This is a genomic window from Streptomyces sp. NPDC003943 (assembly GCF_053605265.1).
The window spans coordinates 17,328-41,679 of sequence record NZ_JBSGIW010000007.1 but is presented as its reverse complement, the minus strand read 5'-3'; the positions used below and the strand labels follow the sequence as shown (position 1 = coordinate 41,679).

General features: G+C 72.6%; 21 protein-coding genes and 1 pseudogene. 13 read left to right on the top strand and 9 right to left on the bottom strand.

The annotated features are described in order from the left end of the window. Nucleotides 1-123 precede the first annotated feature (123 nt). From nth to ACWEV0_RS04720, 3 genes are read left to right on the top strand one after another with little or no spacing between them, the layout of a single operon-like run. Nucleotides 124-1,128, top strand: coding sequence for an endonuclease III (nth, locus tag ACWEV0_RS04730; RefSeq protein WP_453146459.1), 1,005 nt, complete (start codon nt 124-126; stop codon nt 1,126-1,128). A 47-nt stretch (nt 1,129-1,175) separates the two neighbouring features. Then, nucleotides 1,176-1,919, top strand: coding sequence for an NUDIX hydrolase (locus ACWEV0_RS04725; protein WP_453146457.1), 744 nt, complete (start codon nt 1,176-1,178; stop codon nt 1,917-1,919). A gap of 48 nt (nt 1,920-1,967) precedes the next feature. After that, nucleotides 1,968-3,167, top strand: a complete 1,200-nt coding sequence (locus ACWEV0_RS04720; RefSeq protein WP_453146455.1) for a MarP family serine protease — start codon at nt 1,968-1,970, stop codon at nt 3,165-3,167. A gap of 48 nt (nt 3,168-3,215) precedes the next feature. Here the strand turns inward: ACWEV0_RS04720 and ACWEV0_RS04715 are convergent, their stop codons facing one another. The 6 genes from ACWEV0_RS04715 to ACWEV0_RS04690 all read right to left on the bottom strand — a co-directional run bounded on the left by ACWEV0_RS04715 (nt 3,216) and on the right by ACWEV0_RS04690 (nt 11,294). Continuing rightward, nucleotides 3,216-3,404, bottom strand: a complete 189-nt coding sequence (locus ACWEV0_RS04715) for a hypothetical protein (protein WP_453146453.1) — start codon at nt 3,402-3,404, stop codon at nt 3,216-3,218. Nucleotides 3,405-3,557: 153 nt separating this feature from the next. After that, nucleotides 3,558-4,505, bottom strand: a complete 948-nt coding sequence (locus tag ACWEV0_RS04710; protein WP_453146451.1) for an alpha/beta fold hydrolase — start codon at nt 4,503-4,505, stop codon at nt 3,558-3,560. Beyond that, nucleotides 4,502-4,999 (bottom strand): phage holin family protein, encoded by a 498-nt coding sequence (locus ACWEV0_RS04705; protein WP_453146449.1) that lies wholly within the window; start codon nt 4,997-4,999, stop codon nt 4,502-4,504. The genes ACWEV0_RS04710 and ACWEV0_RS04705 overlap by 4 nt, the downstream gene beginning before the upstream one ends. 46 nt (nt 5,000-5,045) lie before the next feature. Next, the gene (gene nhaA / locus ACWEV0_RS04700) at nt 5,046-6,458 is read right to left on the bottom strand and encodes a Na+/H+ antiporter NhaA (protein ID WP_453146447.1); all 1,413 of its coding nucleotides are present in this window, start codon (nt 6,456-6,458) and stop codon (nt 5,046-5,048) included. Nucleotides 6,459-6,697: 239 nt separating this feature from the next. Then, nucleotides 6,698-8,653: an acetate--CoA ligase gene (gene acs / locus ACWEV0_RS04695; protein ID WP_453146445.1), complete on the bottom strand. Its 1,956-nt coding sequence runs from the start codon at nt 8,651-8,653 to the stop codon at nt 6,698-6,700. A 220-nt stretch (nt 8,654-8,873) separates the two neighbouring features. Continuing rightward, on the bottom strand, nt 8,874-11,294 hold the full coding sequence (locus tag ACWEV0_RS04690) for a bifunctional SulP family inorganic anion transporter/carbonic anhydrase (protein ID WP_453146443.1): 2,421 nt from the start codon (nt 11,292-11,294) through the stop codon (nt 8,874-8,876). Nucleotides 11,295-11,525: 231 nt separating this feature from the next. Between ACWEV0_RS04690 and ACWEV0_RS04685 the strand changes: the two genes are divergently transcribed. Beyond that, complete coding sequence (locus ACWEV0_RS04685) at nt 11,526-12,842, top strand: hypothetical protein (protein ID WP_453146441.1); 1,317 nt, start codon at nt 11,526-11,528, stop codon at nt 12,840-12,842. Here the strand turns inward: ACWEV0_RS04685 and ACWEV0_RS04680 are convergent. After that, nucleotides 12,820-13,842 carry an ATP-binding protein gene (locus ACWEV0_RS04680; protein WP_453146439.1) on the bottom strand — a complete coding sequence of 341 codons (1,023 nt, stop codon included), beginning with the start codon at nt 13,840-13,842 and terminating at the stop codon, nt 12,820-12,822. The two genes, ACWEV0_RS04685 and ACWEV0_RS04680, sit on opposite strands and share 23 nt — an antisense overlap. Nucleotides 13,843-13,944: 102 nt before the next feature. Between ACWEV0_RS04680 and ACWEV0_RS04675 the strand changes: the two genes are divergently transcribed. Further along, the gene (locus ACWEV0_RS04675) at nt 13,945-14,763 is read left to right on the top strand and encodes an oxidoreductase (RefSeq protein WP_453146437.1); all 819 of its coding nucleotides are present in this window, start codon (nt 13,945-13,947) and stop codon (nt 14,761-14,763) included. A 323-nt stretch (nt 14,764-15,086) separates the two neighbouring features. On the opposite strand, the gene ACWEV0_RS04670 is transcribed toward ACWEV0_RS04675, so the two are convergent. Beyond that, nucleotides 15,087-15,983, bottom strand: coding sequence for an HAD family hydrolase (locus tag ACWEV0_RS04670; protein WP_453146435.1), 897 nt, complete (start codon nt 15,981-15,983; stop codon nt 15,087-15,089). A 604-nt stretch (nt 15,984-16,587) separates the two neighbouring features. Between ACWEV0_RS04670 and ssd the strand changes: the two genes are divergently transcribed. The 7 genes and pseudogenes from ssd to ACWEV0_RS04635 form a co-directional block, all read left to right on the top strand. Further along, nucleotides 16,588-17,631 carry a septum site-determining protein Ssd gene (gene ssd, locus ACWEV0_RS04665; RefSeq protein ID WP_453146592.1) on the top strand — a complete coding sequence of 348 codons (1,044 nt, stop codon included), beginning with the start codon at nt 16,588-16,590 and terminating at the stop codon, nt 17,629-17,631. After that, nucleotides 17,628-18,779 (top strand): TadA family conjugal transfer-associated ATPase, encoded by a 1,152-nt coding sequence (locus ACWEV0_RS04660; protein WP_453146433.1) that lies wholly within the window; start codon nt 17,628-17,630, stop codon nt 18,777-18,779. Before ssd ends, ACWEV0_RS04660 begins: the two co-directional genes overlap by 4 nt. Further along, nucleotides 18,779-19,624 (top strand): type II secretion system F family protein, encoded by an 846-nt coding sequence (locus tag ACWEV0_RS04655; protein WP_453146431.1) that lies wholly within the window; start codon nt 18,779-18,781, stop codon nt 19,622-19,624. Before ACWEV0_RS04660 ends, ACWEV0_RS04655 begins: the two co-directional genes overlap by 1 nt. After that, the gene (locus ACWEV0_RS04650) at nt 19,621-20,382 is read left to right on the top strand and encodes a type II secretion system F family protein (protein WP_453146429.1); all 762 of its coding nucleotides are present in this window, start codon (nt 19,621-19,623) and stop codon (nt 20,380-20,382) included. The genes ACWEV0_RS04655 and ACWEV0_RS04650 overlap by 4 nt, the downstream gene beginning before the upstream one ends. Before the next feature lie 88 nt (nt 20,383-20,470). After that, entirely contained in the window at nt 20,471-20,683 is a 213-nt protein-coding gene (locus tag ACWEV0_RS04645) for a DUF4244 domain-containing protein (protein ID WP_451606064.1), read from the top strand. Next, on the top strand, nt 20,670-21,026 hold the full coding sequence (locus ACWEV0_RS04640) for a TadE family type IV pilus minor pilin (protein WP_453146427.1): 357 nt from the start codon (nt 20,670-20,672) through the stop codon (nt 21,024-21,026). The genes ACWEV0_RS04645 and ACWEV0_RS04640 overlap by 14 nt, the downstream gene beginning before the upstream one ends. Then, nucleotides 21,023-21,292 (top strand): annotated as a pseudogene (locus ACWEV0_RS04635) (Rv3654c family TadE-like protein); the annotation flags it as partial. The gene ACWEV0_RS04640 and the pseudogene ACWEV0_RS04635, both read left to right, overlap by 4 nt. A gap of 43 nt (nt 21,293-21,335) precedes the next feature. On the opposite strand, the gene ACWEV0_RS04630 reads toward ACWEV0_RS04635, so the two are convergent. Beyond that, complete coding sequence (locus ACWEV0_RS04630) at nt 21,336-23,906, bottom strand: DEAD/DEAH box helicase (protein WP_453146425.1); 2,571 nt, start codon at nt 23,904-23,906, stop codon at nt 21,336-21,338. 78 nt (nt 23,907-23,984) lie between these two features. Between ACWEV0_RS04630 and ACWEV0_RS04625 the strand changes: the two genes are divergently transcribed. Then, on the top strand, nt 23,985-24,338 hold the full coding sequence (locus tag ACWEV0_RS04625; protein WP_345487142.1) for an STAS domain-containing protein: 354 nt from the start codon (nt 23,985-23,987) through the stop codon (nt 24,336-24,338). Nucleotides 24,339-24,352 lie beyond the last annotated feature (14 nt).

Sequence of the window (24,352 nt, the reverse complement as noted above, 5' to 3'; positions counted from 1 at the left end):
TCGTGATCGGGTGCGCGCGGGGCGGATGTCGGCGGCGGCCCCTAGGCTGGCCGGGTGTCCAACTCGCCGGTGAGAGCACAGGCCAAGGGGGCTGGAAGAGTGCGGGACGAAGGTAATTCCGCTGTGGGCGAACACGGTGTGTCGAAACAGCCAAATGTGACAAAACGCTCATCGCGGGGCGTGGCTGGCACGTCGAAGAAGACGACGGCGGCCGCGAAGAAGGAGACGGCGAAAGAGGCAGGGAAGGAGACGGCGCGCAGGGCGGCCGCCGCCGAGCAGACGGCTGCCGCGAAGCCCGCCGCGAAGCCCGCGGCGAAGGCTGCCAAGAAGGCCGTGAAGAAGGCCGTCGCCAGGCCCGAGTCGCACCTCGGCATGGTCCGGCGGGCCCGGAAGATCAACCGGGAACTCGCCGAGGTCTATCCGTACGCCCATCCCGAGCTCGACTTCCGCAACCCCTTCGAGCTCCTGGTCGCCACGGTCCTGTCCGCCCAGACCACCGACCTGCGGGTCAACCAGACCACCCCGGCGCTCTTCGCGGCCTACCCGACCCCCGAGGACCTGGCCGCCGCCGTCCCCGAGGAGGTCGAGGAGCTGATCCGGCCGACCGGCTTCTTCCGGGCCAAGACCAAGTCGATCATGGGCCTGGCCGCCGCCCTCCGGGACGACTTCGGCGGCGAGGTCCCCGGCCGCCTGGCGGACCTGGTCAAGCTGCCCGGGGTGGGCCGCAAGACCGCCTTCGTCGTCCTCGGCAACGCCTTCGGCGTGCCCGGCATCACCGTCGACACCCACTTCATGCGCCTGGCGCGCCGCTGGAAGTGGACCGAGTCCGACGACCCGGTGAAGATCGAGGCCGAGGTCGCCGAGATCTTCCCGAAGAGCGAGTGGACGATGCTCTCGCACCGGGTGATCTTCCACGGCCGCCGCATCTGCCACGCCCGCAAGCCCGCGTGCGGCGCCTGCCCGATCGCCCATCTCTGCCCTTCGTACGGGGAGGGCGAGACCGATCCGGAGAAGGCGAGGAAGCTCCTGAAGTACGAGAAGGGCGGCTTCCCGGGCCAGCGGCTCAACCCGCCCCCGGACTACCCGGGGCAGCCGGCGCCCCCGCTGGGCGCGAGCCCGAGCGCATGAGGGAACGAACGACGACTCCGACCGCGTTGTGAAACACGGGGGTGCCTATGACGCGCACTGGTGAAGAGATCCACGGCGAAGAGCTCCACGGCAAGGAGATCGGCGGTGCGGCCGACGGTATGACCGGCGGCCTGCTCAGCCGGGCCGGGCTGCCCGACTGGCTGGCGCCGGTCGACCGGGCGGCCCGCACCGTCGAGCCCGAGCAGCTGAGCCGCTTCCTGCCGCCCGAGGACGGCGCGGGGCGGCAGTCCGCCGTGCTCGTCCTCTTCGGCGAGGGTGCGCGCGGCCCCGAGCTGCTCCTGATGGAGCGTTCCGGCAGCCTCCGCTCACACGCCGGCCAGCCGTCCTTCCCCGGTGGCGCGCTGGACCCCGAGGACGGCGACCCGGCCGACGGCGGCCTCCTGCGGGCCGCGCTGCGCGAGGCCCGCGAGGAGACCGGCCTCGACCCGGCCGGCGTCCAGCTCTTCGGCGTGCTGCCCCAGCTCTACATCCCGGTCAGCAGCTTCGTCGTCACCCCTGTGCTCGGCTGGTGGCGCCGCCCCAGCCCGGTCGGGGTCGTCGACCCCGCCGAGACCGCACGGGTCTTCACCGTCCCCGTGGCGGATCTCACGGACCCCGCGAACCGTGCCATGGCCGTCCACCCGCTCGGTCACGAAGGCCCCGCGTTCCTCGTCGCATCGGCTCTGGTCTGGGGTTTCACCGCCGGAGTGATCGACCGGTTGCTGCACTACGCGGGCTGGGAGCAGCCCTGGGACCGCTCCAGGAAGGTCCCGCTCGACTGGAGGGCATGACAGGCTGGCCCCCGGGCGACCGAAGACGAATCTGCGAGGCTCTTGACGGTGAACGTGCTGGACATCCTGTTGCTGCTCCTCGCCGTGTGGTTCGCGATCATCGGCTACCGCCAGGGCTTCGTGGTCGGCATCCTCTCGGTGATCGGCTTCCTCGGCGGCGGTCTCGTCGCCGTTCTGCTGCTGCCGGTCATCTGGAACCAGCTGACCGACCACAGCGAGGTCTCCACGGTGGCCACCGGGGTCTTCGTGATGGTGGTCATCGTCTGTGCCTCCGTCGGCCAGGCGTTCACCACCCACCTGGGAAGCAGACTGCGCCGGCACATCACCTGGACCCCCGCGCGCGCCCTTGATGCCACCGGCGGCGCGCTGGTGAACGTCGTCGCGATGCTCCTCGTGGCCTGGCTGATCGGCTCCGCGCTCGCCGGCACCGTCATGCCCACCATCGGCAAGCAGGTCCGCAACTCCAAGGTGCTGCTCGGGGTCTCCCGGGTGATGCCGGATCAGGCGCCCGGCTGGTTCTCCGACTTCACCTCGGCGCTCGCCCAGAACGGCTTCCCGCAGGTCTTCAGCCCCTTCGCCAACGAGCCCATCACCGAGGTCAGGCCGCCGGATCCGGCGCTCGCCCACAGCTCCGTCGCCGACAGCGCCAAGCGCTCCGTCGTCAAGGTCGTCGGCACCGCGCCCAGCTGCGGCAAGGTGCTCGAAGGCTCCGGCTTCGTCTTCGCCGACCGCCGGGTGATGACCAACGCCCATGTCGTCGGCGGCGTCGACGAGCCGACCGTGCAGATCGGCGGCGAGGGCAAGCTCTACGACGCCAAGGTCGTGCTCTACGACTGGAAGCGCGACATCGCCGTCCTCGACGTGCCCGACCTGGACGCCCGGCCACTCCAGTTCACCGACGAGGACGCGCGCAGCGGCGACAACGCCATCGTGGCCGGCTTCCCGGAGAACGGCGCTTACGACGTGCGCTCCGCCCGCGTCCGCGGCCGGATCACCGCCAACGGGCCCGACATCTACCACCGCGGCGAGGTGCGCAGGGACGTGTACTCGCTGTACGCGACGGTCCGTCAGGGCAACTCCGGCGGACCGCTCCTCACCGAGGACGGCAAGGTGTCCGGCGTGATCTTCGCCCGCTCCCTCGACGACGCCAACACCGGGTACGCGCTCACGGTCGACGAGATCCGGCAGGACATCGCCCAGGGCCGGGCGGCCAACCAGCAGGTCGACAGCCAGGGCTGCGCGCTGTAGCGCGCTGCGGGCGGTGGAGTGCGGGGGTGTGACGTACGGGGCTTCCCGCTACGTACGGGTGTGGCGCAGCCGGGCCGAGACCCATCGGGCCCGGCGGCGCAGGATGCGCGAGATCCCCACGGCCGACGCCGCGTGCGCGTGGCCCTGGTCCTGCGTGCCGCCCCGCTCAGGGGCGCCGGAGCCGCCCATCGAGCGTCGGTCGCGTGCTGTGTCTCCGTAGTCGTGCGTCCAGCCCATACCGGGACGTCTGCCCGGGGCCCAAGGTCGGTAACCGCCCCGGGGCCCGCCAATTGGCGTATGCGCGGGGCACATGGCAGTTCGGCGGACGCCTGTGCGCCACCGGCGGGCGACAGAACGCCGACGGACCGTCAGTGGCCCGTCGACAGCCTGTCAGCGGTCCGGCTCGGGGTCCTTCAGCCAGTTGACGAGCTCCGTGGTGAACGCGACCGGGTCCTCCTCGTGCGGGAAGTGCCCGAGCCCGTCGAAGAGCCGCCAGCGGTACGGGGCCTCCACGTACTCCCCGGAGCCCGCCGCGCTGCGGGTGCGCATCACCGGGTCGAGCGATCCGTGCAGATGCAGCGTGGGCACCCGCACCGGCCGCTTCATGCGCCGGTTGAACTGGATGCCGTCGGGCCGCGCCAGGGAGCGCACCATCCAGCGGTACGGCTCGATCGAGCAGTGCGCGGTCGACGGGATGCACATGGCCCGCCGGTAGACCGCCAGGGCCTCCTCGTCGGCGGCCGACCGGGGGTGCGGGCCCGACCACTCCTCGATGAGCCTCCCGACGAGCGCCGCGTCGTCCGCGACGAGCTGACGCTCCGGCAGCCACGGCCGCTGGAAGCCCCACACATGCGAGCCGGCGCGCGTCTGGGAGAAGTCGGAGAGCATCGCCGAGCGCCAGCGGCGCGGGTGCGGCATCGAGGAGACCACCAGCCGGCGCACCAGCTTGGGCCGCATGACGGCGGCCGTCCAGGCGAGATAGCCGCCCAGGTCGTGGCCGACGAGCGCCGCGTCCGGCTCGCCCAGCGAGCGGACCACACCGGTGATGTCCAGGGCCAGGTTGGCCGGGTCGTAACCGCGGGGCGTACGGTCGCTGCCGCCCACGCCCCGCAGATCCATCGCCACGGCCCGGAACCCGGCCTCGGCGAGGGCCGGCAGCTGGTGCCGCCAGGTCCACCAGAACTGCGGGAAGCCGTGGAGCAGCAGCACGAGCGGGCCGTCGCCCATCTCCGCGATGTGGAATCGGGCACCGTTGGCCGCCACGTCGCGGTGCGTCCACGGTCCGTCGATGCGGACCGGGCCTCCGCCGTTGGCGCTGCTGCTCTCAGGGACGGTCATGCGGACGAGCGTGCCACAGACTCGCCCTTGTCCAGGGCGACCAGGTCCGCGCCGGCCGGCTCGATGCGGGGATGCGGCTTGACGTTCTGCATGATCGCCGCGGTCTCCTTGGCCGAGGCGATGGACTTCTTCGGCGGCTTCACCTTCTTGAACTTGGCGACCGCGATGGCCCCGAGCAGCCCGGCGAACAGCACGTTCGCGGCGAAGGAGAGCAGGAAGCACCAGACCAAGTTCCAGCCGCCGTTGCCGTTGTGCCCGCCGGTCCAGGTGTTGATGGCGTACGCGAGCGCGAAGCTCAGCATCGGCAGCGAGAACAGCAGCACCACCAGCGCGCCGATGCTGAGGATCGCGCCGATCCCGCCGCGCTTGACGTCCTGGCGGATCTCGGCCTTGGCCAGGGCGATCTCGTCGTGCACCAGTGCGGACATCTCGGCGGTCGCCGAGGCGACCAGTTGGCCGAGGCTGCGCTCGGTTCCGTCGAACGGGTCGCTCATGGCTGCTCCCTCTTCTCCCCTTACGGGCCGGATAGTGGCTCTCAGATCATGCCGGACGGTCGGCCTCATCGCGCGGTGCCCCCGCCAGTTGGGCGCGCTCACGATGCTCGGCGGCCTTCCGCTCGTAGATCTCGGCCATCCTCAGGTGGTATTCCGGGTTGTTCTCCTCGTACACGTCGGGGATGCCGTCGTGGTCCTCGTCACGCTCCTCCTCGGCGCACAGCGCCTGGTACTTGCGCACCCGCAGCTTCAGCAGCACCGAGGCGAGCGTGGCGGCTATCAGCGAGCCGATGAGCACGGCCGCCTTGACCTCGTCGGTGAGGACCGGGTCGCCCGCGAAGGCCAGCTCGCCGATGAGCAGTGAGACGGTGAAGCCGATGCCGGCGAGTGAGGCGACGGCGAAGACGTCCGGCCAGGCCAGGTCGGGGTTGAGCGAGGCCCGGGTGAAGCGGGCGGCGAGCCAGGTGCCACCGAAGATGCCGACCGCCTTGCCGACCACGAGCCCGAGCACGACGCCGAGCGTCACGGGCTGTGTGAAGACGTCGCTGACGGCCTTCCCGGAGACCGTCACCCCGGCCGAGAACAGCGCGAACAGCGGCACGGCCAGACCGGCGGAGACCGGCCGCACCAGGTGCTCGATGTGCTCGCCGGGGGAGTGCTCCTCGCCCTCCCGGGTGGTGCATCGCAGCATCAGGCCCATGGCGACACCGGCGATGGTGGCGTGGACGCCGCTGTTGTACATCAGGCCCCAGATGATCAGGGCCAGCGGCACGTACACGTACCAGCCGCGGACGCCCTTGCGCAGCAGCAGCCAGAAGACGACCAGGCCGACGACGGCGCCGCCGAGGGCCGCGAAGTTCAGCTCGCCGGTGAAGAAGATCGCGATGATCAGGATGGCGAACAGGTCGTCGACGACGGCCAGCGTGAGCAGGAACGCCCGCAGCGCCGAGGGCAGCGAGGTGCCGATCACGGCGAGGACGGCGAGCGCGAAGGCGATGTCCGTGGCCGTGGGCACCGCCCAGCCGCCGAGGTCCCCGCCGCCGACCACGTTGACCAGCGTGTAGACCAGGGCGGGCACGGCCATGCCGCATATGGCGGCGATGACGGGCAGGGCGGCGGCCTTGGGATCGCGCAGCTCGCCCGCGACCAGCTCGCGCTTGAGCTCGATGCCGGCCACGAAGAAGAAGATCGCGAGCAGTCCGTCCGCCGCCCAGTGCTGGATCGACAGGTCGAGCCCGAGGGCGGCCGGGCCGATGTGGAAGTCCCGTATCGCCGCGTAGGAGTCCTTGAGCGGGGAGTTGGCCCACACGAGCGCGGTGATGGCGGCGACCAGGAGCAGCACGCCACCGACGGTCTCGGTGCGCAGCGCGTCGGCGACGAACCGGCGCTCGGGCAGCGAGAGACGGCCGAGGAACCTGCGGTCGTTGGCGGGCTTGGGCGCGGTCGTGGGCGCGGGCACGGGGCGAACCTCCGGTCGGTGGGCAGCACAGAGCACTTGCCGACCAGACTTCCCGGCGCACCTCGTAAACCCTTACTTTACCTAAAGATGCCCCGGTGGTGTCCGGTGATCTTCACTTTAGGTGCGTAAGGGGATACCAGCACCCCCTGTGGACAAACGCCTGTGGACAACGCGAAGGCGCCCGTCCCGGATGCTCCGGAACGGGCGCTCACCTGCGCTTCAGTGGCTCAGCGCGCCGCTCAGTCCTCGCTCGGCGCGGCCGGCAGCTTGGTCTGGATCAGGTCCATGACCGACGAGTCCGTCAGCGTCGTGACATCGCCCAGCTCGCGGTTCTCGGCGACATCGCGCAGGAGCCGGCGCATGATCTTGCCCGAGCGGGTCTTCGGCAGCTCCGCCACCGGCAGGATCCGCTTCGGCTTGGCGATCGGGCCGAGGGTCGCGCCCACGTGGTTGCGCAGCTCGGCGACGAGGGCGTCGTCCTCGCTGGCCGTACCGCGCAGGATCACGAAGGCGACGATCGCCTGGCCGGTCGTCTCGTCGGCGGCGCCGACCACGGCCGCCTCGGCGACGGACGGGTGGGAGACCAGGGCGGACTCGACCTCGGTCGTGGAGATGTTGTGGCCCGAGACGAGCATGACGTCGTCGACGCGGCCGAGCAGCCAGATGTCGCCGTCGTCGTCCTTCTTGGCGCCGTCACCGGCGAAGTACTTGCCCTCGAAGCGGGACCAGTAGGTGTCGATGAAGCGCTGGTCGTCGCCCCAGATGGTGCGGAGCATCGACGGCCACGGCTCGGTGAGGACCAGGTAGCCGCCGCCACCGTTCGGCACCTCGTTCGCCTCGTCGTCGACGACGGTGGCGGAGATGCCGGGCAGCGGGCGCTGCGCGGAGCCGGGCTTGGTCTCGGTGACGCCGGGCAGCGGCGAGATCATCATCGCGCCGGTCTCGGTCTGCCACCAGGTGTCCACGATCGGGCAGCTGTCGGCGCCGATGTTCTTGCGGTACCAGATCCATGCCTCGGGGTTGATCGGCTCGCCGACCGAACCCAGGATCCGCAGCGACGACAGGTCGAACTTGGCGGGGATGTCGTCGCCCCACTTCATGAACGTACGGATCGCGGTCGGCGCCGTGTAGAGGATCGTGACGCCGTACTTCTGCACGATCTCCCAGAACCGGCCCTGGTGCGGGGTGTCCGGGGTGCCCTCGTACATGACCTGCGTCGCGCCGTTGGCCAGCGGGCCGTACGTGATGTACGAGTGGCCGGTGACCCAGCCGATGTCGGCGGTGCACCAGAAGACGTCGGTTTCCGGCTTGAGGTCGAAGACGGCGTGGTGGGTGTACGCGGCCTGGGTGAGGTAGCCGCCGGAGGTGTGCAGGATGCCCTTCGGCTTACCGGTGGTGCCGGAGGTGTAGAGGATGAAGAGCGGGTGCTCGGCCTCGAACGCCTCCGGGGTGTGCTCGGCGGGCTGGCGGGCCACGATGTCGTCCCACCAGACGTCCCGGCCCTCGGTCCAGGCCACGTCCTGCCCGGTGCGCCGCACGACCAGCACGTTCCGGACCCGGTCGACCCGGTCGAGCGCCTCGTCGACGGCGGGCTTGAGCGCGCTCGGCTTGCCACGGCGGTAGCCGCCGTCGGCGGTGATGACCAGCTTGGCGTCGGCGTCCTCGATGCGGGTGGCGATGGCGTCGGCCGAGAAGCCGCCGAAGACCACCGAGTGGGCGGCGCCGATGCGCGCGCAGGCGAGCATCGAGACGACGGCCTCGGGGATCATCGGGAGGTAGACGGCCACGCGGTCGCCCTTGGTGACACCGAGCTCGGTGAGGGCGTTGGCGGCCCTGGACACCTCGTCCTTGAGCTCGGCGTAGGTGATGGCACGGCTGTCGCCGGGCTCGCCCTCGAAGTGGATGGCCACCCGGTCGCCGTGGCCGGCCTCGACGTGCCGGTCGACGCAGTTGTACGCGACGTTCAGCTCCCCGTCGGCGAACCACTTGGCGAACGGCGGGTTCGACCAGTCGAGGGTCTCGGTCGGCGCGGTGGCCCAGCTGAGCCGCTTGGCCTGCTCGGCCCAGAAGCCCAGCCTGTCCGCCTTGGCCTGCTCGTACGCCTCCGCCGTCACGTTGGCGTTCGCGGCCAGCTCGGCGGGCGGCGCGAAGCGGCGCTCTTCCTTGAGCAGATTGGCCAAGGATTCGTTGCTCACGACATCTCCCTTTCCCAGGGCGTCCTATGTGCCTATGTGTCCCGCGTCATAGCTCATCAGGCGGATGCCCGGGTGACAAGAGCCTCCGGGTAATTGGTTTAGACCTGTGAGTGGATGCGCGGAGGTGACGCCCGCTCCCCGAGCGGAAGGGAGCGGGCGTCACACCATTGCACGGACGAACGGAACGGAAGGTTCAGCGGGCGCGGGACCGGCCCGCGCCTCATGACGCCCGGGCCACCTCCAGGACCGGCACCGTCGGTTCCGGCGTGGCGGACTCCCGTGTTTTCGGGGCGGGGGGCACGTGGTTGAACACGTCGTCGTAGCTGTGCACCTCGTCCGTGCCGGCCAGCAGATACGCCTGGGCCTCGCCCACGTGGAAGTACATCCCGTGCAGGGTCAGGGTGCCCTCGGCGAGCCGCCGGGCCACCGACTCGTACCGCCGCAGATGCTCCAACTGCTGCACCACGTTGGTCAGACACAGCTGCTCGACCTCGTCCGCCGGCAGCCGCCCGGAGATCCGGGCCCAGGCGTGGCGCCGGCTCGCCATCCGCTCCAGGCTCGGCCGCCCGTGCCGGAGCCACCGCCGCAGCGGGGTCGACGCCCCGTCGGCGCCGCCGCCCAGCAGGGCCTGCATCGCGCCGCAGCCGGAGTGCCCGCAGACCGTGATCGACTCGACCCGCAGCACCTCCACCGCGTACTCGATCGCGGCCGCCACCGAGTCGTCCCCGCTCTCCTCGCCGGGCAGCGGCACCAGATTGCCCACATTGCGCACGGTGAACAGGTCGCCCGGGCCGCTGGACGTGATCATGCTCGTGACCAGCCGGGAGTCGGCGCAGGTCAGGAAGAGCTGCGAGGGCCGCTGCCCCTCCCGGGCCAGTCGCGCCAGCTCGTCCCTGACGAGCGGCGCCGTGTCCCGCTGGAACGCGCCGATGCCGGTCGCCAGCCGGTGCCCGGTGCCGCTCCGGGTCTCGCCGGCCGGCTGCACCTCGCCGCACTGGTGGTTGCGCCACGGCGTCCAAGGGTGGCAGCAGGAGTGCGTGGCGGGGGAGCCGGCGGCCGCGGCCCCGGCACCCGGGGCCGGCGTTCTTTCGGCGATCAGGCCGCCGCTGGGCCCGGTGGTCCGCACCGTGCCGCCGTGCGCCAGATGCGAGGTCTGCCAGTCGTGCAGCGTCTCGTACGCCGCGTGGTCCATGAACGACCCGTCCAGCTCCACGACGGCGTCGGCGCCCGCCGGGATCTGGTGCAGCGCCCGGCTCAGCCGCGGCACCGCGAGGAAGGTCAACTGGCCGCGGATCCGCACCAGATGCCGCCCCTCCCGCTCCTCCCGGGTGATCCGGGTGCGGGCCAGCCGCTGCATCGCGACGGCCACCGCCACCGCCACCCCGAGGCCCACGCCCTCCAGGATCCCGAGGAACACCACTCCCGCCAACGTCACCGCGTAGACGAGGACTTCACGGTGACGGGTGACGGCTCTGATGTGCGTGATGCTGACCATCTGCCCGCCGACCACCATCACGAGGGCGGCCAGCGCGGGCAGCGGGATGAGGTCGAGGACCGGGACGAGGAAGAGGGCGGCGAGCACGATCCAGACGCCGTGCAGTATCGCCGAGTTGCGGCTCACGGCTCCGGCCGACACGTTCGCGACGCTGCGCACCGCGACCCCGGCGACCGGAAGCCCGCCGAGCGCGCCGGACACGATGTTCGCCGCGCCCTGACCGGCGAGTTCGCGGTCGAGCCGGGTGCGGCCGGCCGCGGGGGCGGCGGCTCCCGCGCCGGCGGCGCGCCGGGCGACCAGCTTGTCGACGGCGACGGCGGAGAGCAGGGACTGCACGCTGGTGACCAGCGTGATGGTCAGCACCCCGGCCGTGATCCCGAGGACCGGGCCGTCCGGCAGCCCGGGCAGCGCGTGGCTGCTCCACGACGGCAGGTCGACCCGCGGCACGCCGAGCCCCGCGAGCGCGGCGAACGCCGTGGCGGCGCCCACCGCGACCAGTGCGGCGGGGGCCTTCCGCAGGAGCCGTCCCGTACGGGCGGGCAGACGCGGCCAGAGGAGCAGCAGTGCGACGGTGAGGGCGCTGACGGCGAGCGCGGCGCCGGACGCGTGCGCGAGCTGGTCCGGCAGGCCGAGGGCGTTGTCGACGGTGGAGCTCTGCGGGGTGCCGCCGAGCACGATGTGGAGCTGGGCGAGGGCGATGGTGACGCCGATGCCGGCGAGCATCCCGTGCACGATGGCCGGGGAGACGGCGAGGGCGGACCGGGCCACCCGCAGAGCGGCCAGGCCGAGTTGCGCCAGTCCGGCGAGGACCGTGATGGCGCAGGTGGTGCGCCAGCCGTAGCGCTGGATCAACTCGGCCGTGACCACGGTCAGCCCGGCGGCAGGGCCGCTGACCTGGAGGGGCGATCCGCCGAGCCGGCCGGCCACGATGCCGCCGACGGCGGCGGCGACCAGACCGGCCTGGAGCGGGGCTCCGGTGGCGAGGGCGATGCCGAGCGAGAGCGGCAGCGCGATCAGGAAGACGGCGACGGACGCGGAGAGGTCCGCGCCGGCGACACGGAAGCGGCGGCGGTCGCCGTCCGGCGGGCTGTGCGGCCGCTGGAGGCGGGGCCGGGTGGTCGGTCGGGTGGGGCGGTAGAGGGTCATGTTCCCGTCTCCTCCGGGGCAGTGGCGGGGACACCGATCAACGCTCAGTAAATGGATAGTAATGGAGAGTAAAGACTCTGGCATTATTTTCGGGGCAAATGGGGCAATGATTCACCGGATCCGGTGACAGAACGTAGCTATGCCGCTTGTCGTTGCGGCTCCCCGGCAGACCGGGTGCGAGGTTTGCGCCGCTTGTACGGAAATCCGAGGATCCGAGGAGAGGTGGGCTACATGGCAGCCGCCGGGAGAAGCACCGGAAGAGGGACCACTGTCCAGCGGAGGGTGCTAGCCGTCGGCGCCCTCGCCGTCGCCCTGACGGCCGGCCTCGCCGGCTGCTCCGGCTCGGGAGGTTCCACCCCGAAGGGCGCGCCGGGTGCGGGCCCGGCGAAGAAGGGCCCCGCCGCGGCCCCGCAGAGCGCGGTCCGGCTGATCGGCGACGGCTCCACCGCCTTCACCGGCGCCCAGCCGCACCAGCCGGTCTGGCAGCGCCTGAAGCCGGGCCAGGAACCGCCGCAGTTCGTGGTGTTCTCCTGGGACGGCGCCGGCGAGGACAGCCAGAAGCTCTTCTCCCACTTCCGCAAGGTGGGCAAGCAGTACGGCGCGACGATGACGTACTTCCTCAGCGGCGTGTACCTGCTGCCGGAGGAGAAGCGCGACCTGTACGACCCGCCGCAGCACTCCCCGGGGCGCTCCGACATCGGCTTCAACGACCTCGAGGGCATCCGCGACACCGTGCGCCAGCTGCGCGGCGCGTGGGAGGAGGGCAACGAGATCGGCACCCACTTCAACGGCCACTTCTGCGGCAAGGACGGAGGCGTGGGCACCTGGTCGGTCGACGAGTGGAAGAGCGAGATCAACCAGGCCAAGTCCTTCGTCAAGCACTGGAAGACCAACGCCGGCCTGAAGGCGGAGCAGCCGCTCCCGTTCGACTACGACAAGGAGCTCGTCGGCGCCCGCACGCCCTGCCTGGAGGGCCGCGAGAACTTCGTCCAGGCGGCTTCCCAGATGGGCTTCCGCTACGACACCAGCGGCGTCAACGACCAGATCTGGCCCAAGAAGGACCGCGGCCTGTGGGATCTGTCGATGCAGCTCGTGCCGGTCCCCGGCCGCGCGTTCCAGACGCTGTCCATGGACTACAACTTCCTGGTCAACCAGTCCGGTACGACCCAGGGCGACCCGTCCCGGCACGAGTACTGGGGCAACCAGATGCGCGACGGCCTCGTGCAGGCCTTCGAGCGCTCGTACCGGGGCAACCGGGCGCCGCTGATCATCGGCAACCACTTCGAGTCGTGGAACGGCGGCACGTACATGCGGGCCGTCGAGAACACCATCGCCACGGTCTGTGTGCAGAAGGACGTCAAGTGCGTCTCCTTCCGCCAGCTCGCCGACTGGCTCGACGCCCAGGACCCCGCCGTCATCGCCAAGATGCGCACCCTGAAGGTCGGCGAGGCCCCGAGGGCCGGCTGGCAGTCCTTCCTGGCCTCCCAGCCGGCCGCTCCTGCCGGCGCCCCGGCCGCCGCTCCGGTCAGGCCGGCTGCACGGCACTGAACCCTTCGGCCAGACCGAGCTCTTCGGACAGGCTGAGCCCTTCCGACAGCACGAACCCGGGGTCGACCTGCGCCGCCAGGTCGGCCCCCGTCTTGGCGTTGCCCCAGCTCTCCGCGTTGCGGAGGTGGAAGTGCACCATCTGGCGGGTGTAGCGCTCCCAGTCGCGGTGGGCGTACGAGCCGTCCGCCGCGTTCCGGAGGGTGCGCAGGGCCGTGCGGTTGGCGGGCTCCAGGAGGTCGAAGCGGGGCGGGCGGCCCTTCTCCATGGCGCGGACCCAGTCGGAGTGGCCGACCGTGACCAGGAGGTCGTCGCCGACCTCGGAGCGCAGGAAGTCGACGTCGTCCTGGCCCTGCACCTTGTTGCCGACGACCCTGAGCGCCACCCCGAAGTCCCGTGCGTACTCCTTGTACTGGCGGTAGACGGAGACGCCCTTGCGCGTCGGCTCGGCGACCAGGAAGGTCATGTCGAAGCGGGTGAACATGCCGGAGGCGAAGGAGTCGGAGCCCGCGGTCATGTCGACGACCACGTACTCGTCCGGACCGTCCACCAGGTGGTTCAGGCACAGCTCCACCGCGCCGACCTTCGAGTGGTAGCAGGCCACGCCGAGGTCCGACTCGGTGAACGGGCCCGTCGCCATCAGCCGGATCTCGTCGCCGTCGAGCCGCACGGGCCGGGCGCAGGCCGCGTAGACCGGGTTGTCCTCGCGGACCCGGAGCAGCCGCGAACCCTCCCCGGGCGGCGTCGTCTTGATCATCGTGTCGGCGGAGGCGATCCGCGGGTTGTCGCCCCGCAGGTACTCCTTGATCAGTGGCAGATGCGCGCCCATCGCGGGCAGCGCGGCGGCCTCCTCGTCGGAGAGGCCGAGGGCCGCCCCGAGGTGCTGGTTGATGTCGGCGTCGACCGCGACGACCGGGGCCCCGGTGGCGGCGAGGTGTCGGATGAAGAGCGAGGACAGCGTGGTCTTGCCGCTGCCGCCCTTCCCCACGAAAGCGATCTTCATGTTCACCTAGCGTAGCGGGACGATTGCGGGTCGTGGTCGGGATGCGTGAAGAAGACCACTCCAAGGTGGGGCGGGCCCGCCAGGCGCGTAGCCTCCCTACTTATGAGTACGCACGCCTCTGACCCCCTGGCCGCCCTCGGCTCCCTGCCGGGCGTCGCCGACTCGGTGGACTCCGTACGCAAGGCCGTCGACCGGGTCTACGGCCACCGTGTGATGCGCCGTCGCAGCAACGAGATCACCTCCGAGGCGGCGCTGCGCGGCTCGCGTGGCTCGGCCGCGCTCGCGGGTGCCGACTGGGCCCTGGAGGAGGTCCGTCGGCGTACCGACTTCAGTGCCGACCCGGAGGCCCGCACGGTGGGCGCGGCCCTGCGGCTGACCGCCGAGTGCGGGCAGTTGCTGTCCATCTGGCGCCAGTCGCCGGTGCGGGTGCTCGCCCGGCTGCACCTGGTCGCCGAGGGCGAGCCGCTCGACTCCACGGGCCGGCCGCGCCAGGCGGGTGAGACGGTGGACGAGCCGCTGATCGAGGCGGCGCTGCCGACGCCCGAGGAGGTCTCGGCCCGGCTCGACGGGCTCGCGGAGCTGATCATCGCGGGCGGTGAGGCCCCGGCCCTGGTCACCGCCGCCGTCGTGCACGGCGAACTCCTCGCCCTGCGCCCCTTCACCTCGCGCAACGGTCTGATCGCGCGGGCGGCGGAGCGGATCGTGCTGATCGGCAGCGGCCTCGACCCCAAGGCGATCTGCCCTGCCGAGGTCGGCCACGCTGAGCTGGGGAGGGCGGCCTACCTGGCGGCTTTCGAGGGGTACCTGTCCGGGACCCCGGAGGGCATGGCCGCCTGGATCGCGCACTGCGGGCGGGCCGTGGAGCTCGGCGTCCGGGAGTCGACGGCCGTCTGTGAGGCGCTGCAGCGCGGCGCGGCCTGAAAGTCCCGTACGGGCCGGAAAAGGCCCGTGCATGGGTTGCGGCGGTACCAGACTTCGGTACCGCCGCTGGCACGTCTACCCAGTTACCAAGCGTCCTCGATATGTGCCCATCAGGCGGGGAACTTTGCCCTGCGCCTGGTGCGGCTGGCCCTTAATCGAAGGGTCGACGTCGCGTGGGTGCCAGGTTTCTGTGCGTTAGGTCCGTGGGGCCGACTTGCTCAACAGGTGATCCTCTCGGATGTCCTAGGTCTCGCGGGCCTGATTCCTTTCTACTCCTGTCCGGGAGGAAGCGAAAGTGCTGACTCCGCTTCTTTGCTTTCACCTCAAATCCGGGCAAAGCGATCGGCAAGGCCGAGAGGTCTAAGCGGCCTGTGAGCGGCCCGCGGCAGCGAGGTCGCCTGCCGACGGCGGCTGGCGTACCAGACGAGCGCGGCGGTGGCGGCGGCCGCACCTAGCGCCGCCGCGGCGACGAGCGCCGGACGGGGCGGCATCGTGAACTCGGGCAGCCGCTGCTTCAGCCGGACCGGCTTGTCGAAGACGAGCACCGGCCAGTCCCGGGCGACCGCCTCCCGTCGCAGCGTCCGGTCGGGGTTCACCGCATACGGGTGGCCCACGGTCTCCAGCATCGGCAGATCGGTCGCCGAGTCGCTGTACGCGTAGCAGCGCGAGAGGTCGTATCCCTCGGACTCGGCCAGCTTCCGGACCGCCTCGGCCTTGGTCGGTCCGTAGGCGTAGTACTCCACCTCGCCGGTGAAGCAGCCGTCCTCCCCGACCACCATCCGGGTGGCGACGACCCGGTCGGCGCCCAGCATCTCGCCGATCGGCTCGACGACCTCGGCCCCGGAGGTCGAGACGATCACGACGTCGCGGCCGGCCGCGTGGTGGTCCTCGATGAGCGAGGCCGCCTCGTCGTAGATGATCGGGTCGATCAGATCGTGCAGGGTCTCGGCCACGAGCTCCTTGACCAGCGCGACGTTCCAGCCTTTGCAGAGCGCGGAAAGATATTCGCGCATCCGCTCCATCTGGTCGTGATCGGCTCCGCCCGCCAGGAACACGAACTGGATGTACGCCGTCCGCAGCGCGGCGCGGCGGCTGATCAGTCCGCCCCGGTAGAAGGACTTGCTGAAGGTCAGCGTCGAGGACTTCGCAATGACCGTCTTGTCCAGGTCAAAGAAGGCGGCTGCGCGCGGCATCGAGTGGTTTTCCACGAGCCCGAGCATAGGTGCCCGCCATTCGGCGTACGCTGGGGCGCGTGGGTTTGCCTGAGAAGGCTCTCGGGTACACCATGGAAGTCACGGATCGTTCGCGACCGTGCTAACCCGGTCCGGCTCCTCCCCCCCCGAGTCGGCCGGAGAGACGACCCCCGCTCTCCCCCCCGGCGGGGGTCGTCGCATGTCCGGACCCGTTTTCGACCGTGGAACCGGCATCGCCGCCCCTCCTTCCAGCTCGCGCCACCGCGTCGCCCGGGCAGCCGCACGACACCTCATTTCGTCACTCAGCGTAGCCGTCGCGCTGCTCTCCGGGCAGTACCTGTTTGGGTGGCGAAGTTATTCACAGGCGGCGGGTTATCCACAGTTTTTGAGCAAGATCCACAAGATTTCCGAGACGGCTGCACCTTGATTCCGGCCGCGAAGTTCGCGGACCGCTGGAATCAGGTGGGGAGTGTGCGCCGTGCACGGATCGAAGGCTTCCGGAAGGCCGGTACGAGGCGGGTCGACCGCCCGCCGGGACACGGACTCGGACAGGGACACGGGCCCGGGGGCGGGTGCGGGTCCCGGTGCAGGTGCGGGTGCAGGAGGGGAAGGGGCGCGGCAGGCCCGGCCGCTGATCGTCACCGAGGACCTGGTGCTCCTCGACGACCTGCTGCGGCTGTGCGCCGCCGCCGGCGCCGAGCCCGAGGTGCACCACACCGTGCCCGAGCGCCGTCCGGGCTGGACCGACCCACCGCTCGTCCTCGTCGGCGACGACGCGGCGGCCAGCTGCCGGGGCGCCACCCGCAGGCCCGGCGTGCTGCTCGTCCACAGGGAATCCGACGACCCCGGCGTATGGCGGCGCGCCGTCGAGATCGGCGCCGAAGGAGTCCTGGCCCTGCCCGGCGAGGAGAACCGGCTCGTCGACCTGATCGCCGACGCCGTCGAAGGGACCGGCCGGCAGGCCCTCACCGTGGGCGTCATCGGCGGACGCGGTGGCGCAGGCGCCTCCACCCTCTCCTGCGCCCTGGCGCTCGCCGCCGCGCGGGCCGGGGAGCGCACCCTGCTCGTCGACGCCGATCCGCTCGGCGGCGGACTCGACGTACTGCTCGGCGGCGAACGCGTCGAGGGCCGGCGCTGGCCCGACTTCGCCGCCTCGAAGGGGCGCGTGGCGGGTGCCGCCCTGGAGGAGTCGCTGCCCTCAGTCCGGAACGTGCGCGTCCTCAGCTGGGACCGTGGGGACCCGGTGCGGGTGCCGCCCGAGGCCATGCGCTCGGTGCTTGCCGCCGCCCGCCGCCGTGGCGGAGTCGTCGTGGTCGACCTGCCCCGCCACGTCGACGGCGCGGTCACCCAGGCGCTCGCCCAGCTCGACGTCGGGCTGCTGCTCGTCCCGGGTGAACTGCGCGCCGTCGCCGCCGCCCACCGGGTGGCCGGAGCGGTCGGCACGGTGCTCCGCGACCTGCGCACGGTCGTCCGCGGGCCGTACGCGCCCGGGCTCGACGAATGGTGGATCGCCGACGCCCTGCGGCTGCCCCTCGTCGGTGAACTCCCCGCAGAGGAAGGGCTCTCGGCTGCCGGGGACGGCGGACCGCCGCCCGGTGCCGACGCCCGCGGCGGACTCGGCCGCTTCTGCACCGCCTTCTGGGACCGCGTGCTCGCCCCGGAGCGTGCGGCATGAGCGGCGCGGGACTGCTCGACGCCGTGCGGCAGCGGCTCGCCGAGAGCGGCGCCGAACCGACTCCGGCCCGCGTCGCCGCGGCGCTGCGCGCCCAGGGCCGGCTGCTCGGCGACACGGAAGTGCTCGGCGCCGCCGAGGAGTTGCGCTGCGAGCTCATCGGCAGCGGGCCGCTGGAGCCGCTGCTCGCCGACCCCCGGGTCACCGACGTCCTCGTCTCGGCACCCGACCGGGTCTGGGTGGACCGCGGCGCCGGGCTCGAACCGACCGGGGTGACCTTCCCGGACGCGGCGGCCGTACGGAGGCTGGCGCAGCGGCTCGCGGCCGTGGCCGGGCGGCGCCTGGACGACGCCCGGCCGTGGGTGGACGCCCGGCTGCCCGACGGCACCCGGATGCACGCCGTACTGCCGCCGGTCGCGGTCGGCTCCACCTGTCTCTCGCTGCGGGTGGTGCGGCCGAGGGCCTTCTCCGTGGCGGAGCTGACCGGGGCCGGCACGGTCCCACCCGGCGGCGAGCCGCTGCTGCGGGCGCTGGTCGAGGCCCGCGTCTCGTTCCTCGTCAGCGGCGGCACGGGATCCGGCAAGACGACCCTGCTCTCCACCCTGCTCGGTTTTGTGGGCGAGCGGGAGCGGATCGTCATCGCCGAGGACTCCGCGGAACTGCGCCCCGACCACCCGCATGTGGTGCGCCTGGAGGCACGCCCGCCCAACCAGGAGGGTGCGGGGCTCGTGACCCTGCGGGACCTGGTGCGGCAGGCGCTGCGGATGCGACCGGACCGGCTTGTCGTCGGTGAGGTCCGGGGGCCCGAGGCGGTCGACCTGCTCGCCGCCCTCAACACCGGTCACGAAGGCGGCTGCGGGACGGTCCACGCCAACACGGCGGCCGACGTGCCGGCCCGGCTGGAGGCCCTGGGGACGGCGGCGGGGCTCGACCGGGCCGCCCTGCACAGCCAGTTGGGCGCCGGGCTCTCGACGGTGCTGCACCTGGTGCGAGACCGCTCGGGGCGTCGGCGGATCGCCGAGGTGCACGTCCTGGAGCGGGACCGGGAGGGGCTGGTCGTGACGGTGCCCGCGCTGCGCTGGGCGGCCGGCGGGTTCGAGCGCGAGCCGGGCTGGGGACGGCTGCGGTCGCTGATCGGAGGGGAGCCGTGATGGTGACGACGGGCGCGGCGGTGCTGTGTGCGGCACCGGTGCTGTGGTGGACGGCCGCGCGGGAGCGGGCGCTGCGCAGGGCCCGCTCGGTCCTGACGCTGCCCGGAGGGCCGGGAGTGCTGCTCCGACCCGTGGCTGCCGGGCGCTGGCGGGAGGCGGTGCGCGGCCGTCGGGAGTGGTGGTGTCTTCCGGTGGCCGCGGTGTGCGCGCTCCTCGGAGCTTCGCCGCTCCCGCTGCTGGCGGGCGCGGTGGCCGTGCCGCTGGTGGGTCGCAGACTGCGTGCCGCGAGGGCGCGCCGGGAGCGTGAGGCGCGGGCGGACCGGGTGGTGGCCCTGTGCGGGGCGGTCGCCGGGGAGCTGAGAGCCGGGTGGCAGCCCGCCCAGGCGTTGGCGTTCGCCGCGCGGACGACGGGGGCGCTCGGCGGCGAGGAGGCCGCGGTCCTGGCGGCGGCCCGGTTCGGCGGAGACGTCCCGGAGGCGCTGCGCCGGGCCGCTCGGAGGGACGGGGCCGACGGGCTCGCCGGGATGGCCGCGTGCTGGCAGGTCGCCGTGGACGGCGGTGCGGGCCTCGCCACCGGCCTCGACCGGCTGGAGGCCGCGCTACGGGCCCACCGGGACCAGCGGGAGCGGCTGCGGGCCCAACTGGCCGGAGCCTGGGCCACGGTGGCCGTCCTCGCGGTTCTGCCGGTCGCCGGACTCGGTCTCGGGGCGGCGCTCGGGGCGCGGCCCCTGCGGGTGCTGCTGCACACCCCTGCCGGCCTGGTGTGTCTGCTCGTCGGCGGGGTCCTGGAGGCCGTGGGGCTGTGGTGGGCGGCCCGGATCGTGCGGGGCGGTGAGCGGCTGTGACCGGGGTCCTCGCGGTGCTCTGCGCGCTGGCGGCGGCGGTCGTGGCGCTGACCGGAAGGCGTCGGGACCGGCGGACGCGCCGCAGAGCCGCGCTGCTGCTGCTCGCGACGGTTCCGGCACCCGGGCGATGGTCCGGCCCGCGCCTGTCGCCGCGCGTACGAGCCTGGGGCGTGCCCTGTGCGGCGGGCCTTGCCGGCTACGTGCTGGTGGGCGGGGTGCTGGGGCTGCTCGTCGGGGCCGGCATTGCCGGGGGCGCGTGGTGGTGGCGGGCGCGACATCCGCGCGACGCGCCCGAGATCGCGGCGGAACGGGCGGAAACGCAGCGTCAGCTGCCGCTCGCGGCGGATCTGTTGGCGGCCTGCGCCTCGGCCGGGGCAGCCCCCGCCGAGGCGGCGGAGGCGGTGGGCCGTTCGCTGGGCGGTCCGGTCGGCGGACGGCTGCTCCGTACGGCGGCCGAGCTGCGGCTCGGAGGCGAACCGACTGAGGTGTGGCGGAGGTTCGGGGAGATACCCGGCGCGTTGGGACTGGCCCGCTGCCTGGAGCGCGCGGCCTCCTCGGGGGCGCCCGCGGCCGAAGCCGTGGCACGGCATGCCGAGGGCCTGCGGGCGGCCCGTGCCCGTGCGGCGGCGACCCGGGCACAGCGGGCGCAGGTGCTGATCACGGCGCCGGTCGGACTGTGCTTCCTGCCCGCCTTCCTGGCGGTGGGAGTGACTCCGGTGGTGATCGGCCTCGCGAGCGGACTGCTCGCCGGCAGATGAATGCACGGCAGAACACACGGCAGATCAAGACAGAAGCCGGCCGATGCAGAAGTCGGCTGAAGGCGACGAATCGAACGAGGAGTTGGACATGAAGGTCGGGACGTGGACGTTCCTGAAGAAGTGGTGGCGGACGCGGACGGCGGCGGTACGGCGCGACGCCGGCATGAGCACCACCGAGTACGCCATGGGCACCATCGCGGCGGCGGCGTTCGCGGCCGTGCTCTACAAGGTGCTCACCAGTGGCACGGTCTCGAAGGCGCTGGAGTCGGTGATCGGGAAGGCCCTCGATGCGCCGTTCTGACCGGGGGGCGGTGACCGCCGAGACTGCGGTCGTGCTGCCCGCCCTCGTCCTGTTCACGGCGGCGCTGCTGTGGGCGCTGGCCGCGGCGGCCGCGCAGATCCGGTGCGTGGACGCGGCCAGGGCCGGAGCGCGGGCGGTGGCCCGGTCCGAGCCGGTGCCGGCCGCCGAGGCCGCCGCCCGGGCGGCCGCTCCCGACGGCGCCCGGGTGACCGTGGCGCGGGAGGGCGAGCTGTGGCGGGTGACGGTGGAGGCGACGGCGCCAGGTCCGGGCGGACTGGGGCTGACCCTGCGGGCCGGTGCGGCGGCGCTCGCCGAGGACACGGTGGGGGAGGCGGCCCCATGAGCCGGCGGCCCGGGGCCGACCGGGGAGCGGCGACGGTGTGGACGGCGTTCGCCGCGTGCGCCCTGTGCGTGGTGTTCGGCGCAGTCCTGGCCCTCGGCCAGGCCGTCGCCGCCCGCCACCGGGCCGGCGCGGCAGCCGATCTGGCGGCCCTCGCCGCCGCCGACCGCGCCCTGTGGGGCGAGGCCGACGCCTGCGCCGCCGCCGGCCGGGTGGCCGTCGCTCAGGGGGCCGCGCTGCCGCGCTGCCGGGTCCGGGAGGACATCGCGGACGTCACCGCCCGCGTCACGCTCGGCGCCTGGTCGGTCGAGATCAGGTCGCGGGCGGGCTCTCCGGCTCCTCTGGGGCCTTCAGGTCCTCCAGGCCCTCCGGCTCCTCTGAGGGCTTCAGGTCTTCCCGGTCCTCTCGGTCCTCCCGGTCTTCCGGGGCCGGTGGCTGGGGCGCCTCTCGGAGGAGTTCCGTGAGGAGGCGGACCGCGCCGCGCTTGTGGAGGGGGTCGTTGCCGTTGCCGCACTTGGGGGACTGGATGCAGGAGGGGCAGCCGGAGTCGCATTCGCAGGAGGCGATGGCCTCGCGGGTGGCGGTGAGCCAGGCGCGGGCGGTCTGGAAGGCGCGTTCGGCGAAGCCGGCGCCGCCGGGGTGACCGTCGTAGACGAAGACCGTCGGAAGCAGGGTGTCGGGGTGGAGCGGCACGGAGACGCCGCCGATGTCCCAGCGGTCGCAGGTGGCGAAGAGGGGGAGCATGCCGATGGAGGCGTGTTCGGCGGCGTGCAGGGCGCCGCCGAGGATCTCCGGGTTGATCCGGGCGGCGTCGAGCTGGTCCTCGGTGACCGTCCACCACACGGCCCGGGTGCGCAGGGTGCGGGGCGGCAGGTCGAGCTTGGTCTCGCCGAGCACCTCGCCGGTGATCAGACGGCGGCGGAGGAAGGAGACGACCTGGTTGGTGACCTCGACGGAGCCGTAGCAGAGGCGGCCGGCTCCCCAGGGGATCTCGGTGTCGGTGGACAGGACGGAGATGGAGGTGGTGTCGCGGGCGGTGGTCGAATAAGGCGGGTTCGCCTCCTCGACCAGGGCCACGGAGTCCTTCAGGTCGAGCTCGCGGACCAGATAGGTGCGGCCTTGGTGCAGATGGACGGCGCCCTCGTGGACGGAGGCGTGGGAGGCGGCCTCGTCGACGGTGCCGAGGAGCCGGCCGGTGCCGGCCTCGACGATCCGGACCGGGCTGCCCCCGCCGCCCCGGATGTCGGTCAGGTCGGCGGCCCGCTCCCGGCGGGTCCAGTACCAGCCGCCCGTGCGGCGGCGCAGCAGTCCGGCCGACTCGAGCTGGGGCAGCAGTCCGGGCGCGGCCGGGCCGAAGAGGGTCAGGTCGGCCTCGGTCAGCGGGAGCTCCGCAGCGGCGGCGCACAGATGGGGGGCGAGGACGTAGGGGTTGTCGGGGTCCAGGACGGTCGACTCGACGGGCTGCTGGAAGATCGCCTCGGGGTGGTGGACCAGGAACGTGTCCAGCGGGTCGTCGCGGGCGACCAGGACGGCGAGGGCGCCCTCGCCCGAGCGGCCGGCCCGGCCCGCCTGCTGCCACAGGGAGGCACGCGTGCCGGGGTAGCCGGCGATGACGACGGCGTCCAGGCCGGAGACGTCGATGCCCAGTTCCAGGGCGGTCGTCGCGGCGAGACCGAGCAGTTCCCCGGAGTGCAGGGCCCGCTCCAGGGCGCGCCGCTCCTCGGGGAGGTAGCCGCCGCGGTAGGCGGCGACCCGGCGGGCGAGGGAGCGGTCGACCTCGGCGAGGCGCTCCTGGGCGATCACCGAGATCAGCTCGGCGCCGCGCCGGGAGCGGACGAAGGCGACCGAGCGGACACCCTGCACGGTCAGGTCGGTCAGCAGGTCCGCGGTTTCGGCGGTGGCGGTGCGGCGGACCGGGGCGCCCTGCTCGCCGTGCAGCTCGGTCAGCGGCGGCTCCCACAGGGCGAAGACCAGCTCGCCGCGCGGGGAGGCGTCGTCGGCGACCTCGGTGACCGGCAGGCCGGTGAGCCGTCCGGCGGCGAGGGACGGCTCCGCGGAGGTGGCCGAGGCGAGCAGGAAGACTGGCTCGGAGCCGTAACGGGCGCAGACCCGGCGCAGCCGGCGCAGCACCTGGGCGACGTGGGAGCCGAAGACGCCCCGGTAGGTGTGGCACTCGTCGACGACGACATAGCGCAGGGAGCGCAGGAAGGAGGACCAGCGGGGGTGGGAGGGGAGTATGCCCCGGTGCAGCATGTCGGGGTTGGTGAGCACGTAGTTCGCGTACTGGCGGACCCACTCGCGCTCCTCCACCGGCGTGTCGCCGTCGTAGACGGCGGGCCGGATCCGGTTGCCGAGCGGGGCGGCCAGTTGGCGTACGGTTCGCCGCTGGTCGGCGGCGAGGGCCTTGGTGGGGGCCAGGTAGAGGGCGGTGGTGCCGCGGCCGTTGGGAGCCTCGGCGCCGTCCAGGAGGGTCGAGAGGACGGGGGTGAGATAGGCGAGCGACTTGCCCGAGGCGGTGCCCGTGGCGATCACCACGGAGGTGCCGTCCAGGGCGTGCTCGGCGGCCTCCGCCTGGTGGGCCCAGGGGTGCTCGATGCCGGCCTGCTCGATGGCGGCGATCACCTCCGCCCGGATGCGGTGCGGCCACACGGCATGGCGGCCCTCACGGGCGGGCAGATGCTCCGTATGGGTGATGCGCGCGGCCCGGCTCTCGCCTCGGGAGAGCCGGGCGAGTACCTCGCTCGGAGAGGGGCGGCTGCCCGTCTCTGCGGCGGGTCGGCTGGGGCGGTGATTCTCGGCCATCGGCACCGAGTGTGTCACCGGCGTGACGGACAATGCTCCCAAGGCGTCGTGCATGGCTGCCGGTAAGTGATTGAATGCCATCGCGGCCGGCGTCCGTCCCGTGGCTCCGCACGGGAGTCCAGAGGGACGGCCGCTCGATAGCTAGGTGCTGGAGGACCCGTGGACCTGTCTCTCTCGACTCGCACTGTGCCCGGCCCCAACGGCGACCGAACGGTCGTCGAGGTCGGCGGCGAGATTGATGTGTATACCGCGCCCAAGCTGCGCGAGCAGTTGGTCGAGTTGGTGAACGACGGCAGCTACCACCTTGTTGTCGACATGGAAGGCGTGGACTTCCTCGACTCGACCGGCCTCGGCGTGCTCGTGGGCGGACTGAAGCGCGTGCGCGCGCACGAGGGCTCGCTGCGTCTGGTCTGCAACCAGGAGCGCATCCTCAAGATCTTCCGGATCACCGGTCTCACCAAGGTGTTCCCGATCCACACGTCGGTGGACGAGGCCATCAACGCTGCCGACTGAGGCCGCGCCCTCGC

Bases quoted from the DNA above. Each gene is read 5' to 3' on its own strand.
- ACWEV0_RS04725 (WP_453146457.1), top strand. From the start codon at position 1,176: ATGACGCGCACTGGTGAAGAGATCCACGGCGAAGAGCTCCACGGCAAG.
- ACWEV0_RS04715 (WP_453146453.1), bottom strand. From the start codon at position 3,404: ATGGGCTGGACGCACGACTACGGAGACACAGCACGCGACCGACGCTCG.
- ACWEV0_RS04710 (WP_453146451.1), bottom strand. From the start codon at position 4,505: ATGACCGTCCCTGAGAGCAGCAGCGCCAACGGCGGAGGCCCGGTCCGC.
- ACWEV0_RS04705 (WP_453146449.1), bottom strand. From the start codon at position 4,999: ATGAGCGACCCGTTCGACGGAACCGAGCGCAGCCTCGGCCAACTGGTC.
- ACWEV0_RS04690 (WP_453146443.1), bottom strand. From the start codon at position 11,294: ATGACCCTCTACCGCCCCACCCGACCGACCACCCGGCCCCGCCTCCAG.
- ACWEV0_RS04685 (WP_453146441.1), top strand. From the start codon at position 11,526: ATGGCAGCCGCCGGGAGAAGCACCGGAAGAGGGACCACTGTCCAGCGG.
- ACWEV0_RS04680 (WP_453146439.1), bottom strand. From the start codon at position 13,842: ATGAAGATCGCTTTCGTGGGGAAGGGCGGCAGCGGCAAGACCACGCTG.
- ACWEV0_RS04675 (WP_453146437.1), top strand. From the start codon at position 13,945: ATGAGTACGCACGCCTCTGACCCCCTGGCCGCCCTCGGCTCCCTGCCG.
- ACWEV0_RS04670 (WP_453146435.1), bottom strand. From the start codon at position 15,983: ATGCTCGGGCTCGTGGAAAACCACTCGATGCCGCGCGCAGCCGCCTTC.
- ACWEV0_RS04660 (WP_453146433.1), top strand. From the start codon at position 17,628: ATGAGCGGCGCGGGACTGCTCGACGCCGTGCGGCAGCGGCTCGCCGAG.
- ACWEV0_RS04655 (WP_453146431.1), top strand. From the start codon at position 18,779: ATGGTGACGACGGGCGCGGCGGTGCTGTGTGCGGCACCGGTGCTGTGG.
- ACWEV0_RS04645 (WP_451606064.1), top strand. From the start codon at position 20,471: ATGAAGGTCGGGACGTGGACGTTCCTGAAGAAGTGGTGGCGGACGCGG.
- ACWEV0_RS04640 (WP_453146427.1), top strand. From the start codon at position 20,670: ATGCGCCGTTCTGACCGGGGGGCGGTGACCGCCGAGACTGCGGTCGTG.
- ACWEV0_RS04630 (WP_453146425.1), bottom strand. From the start codon at position 23,906: ATGGCATTCAATCACTTACCGGCAGCCATGCACGACGCCTTGGGAGCA.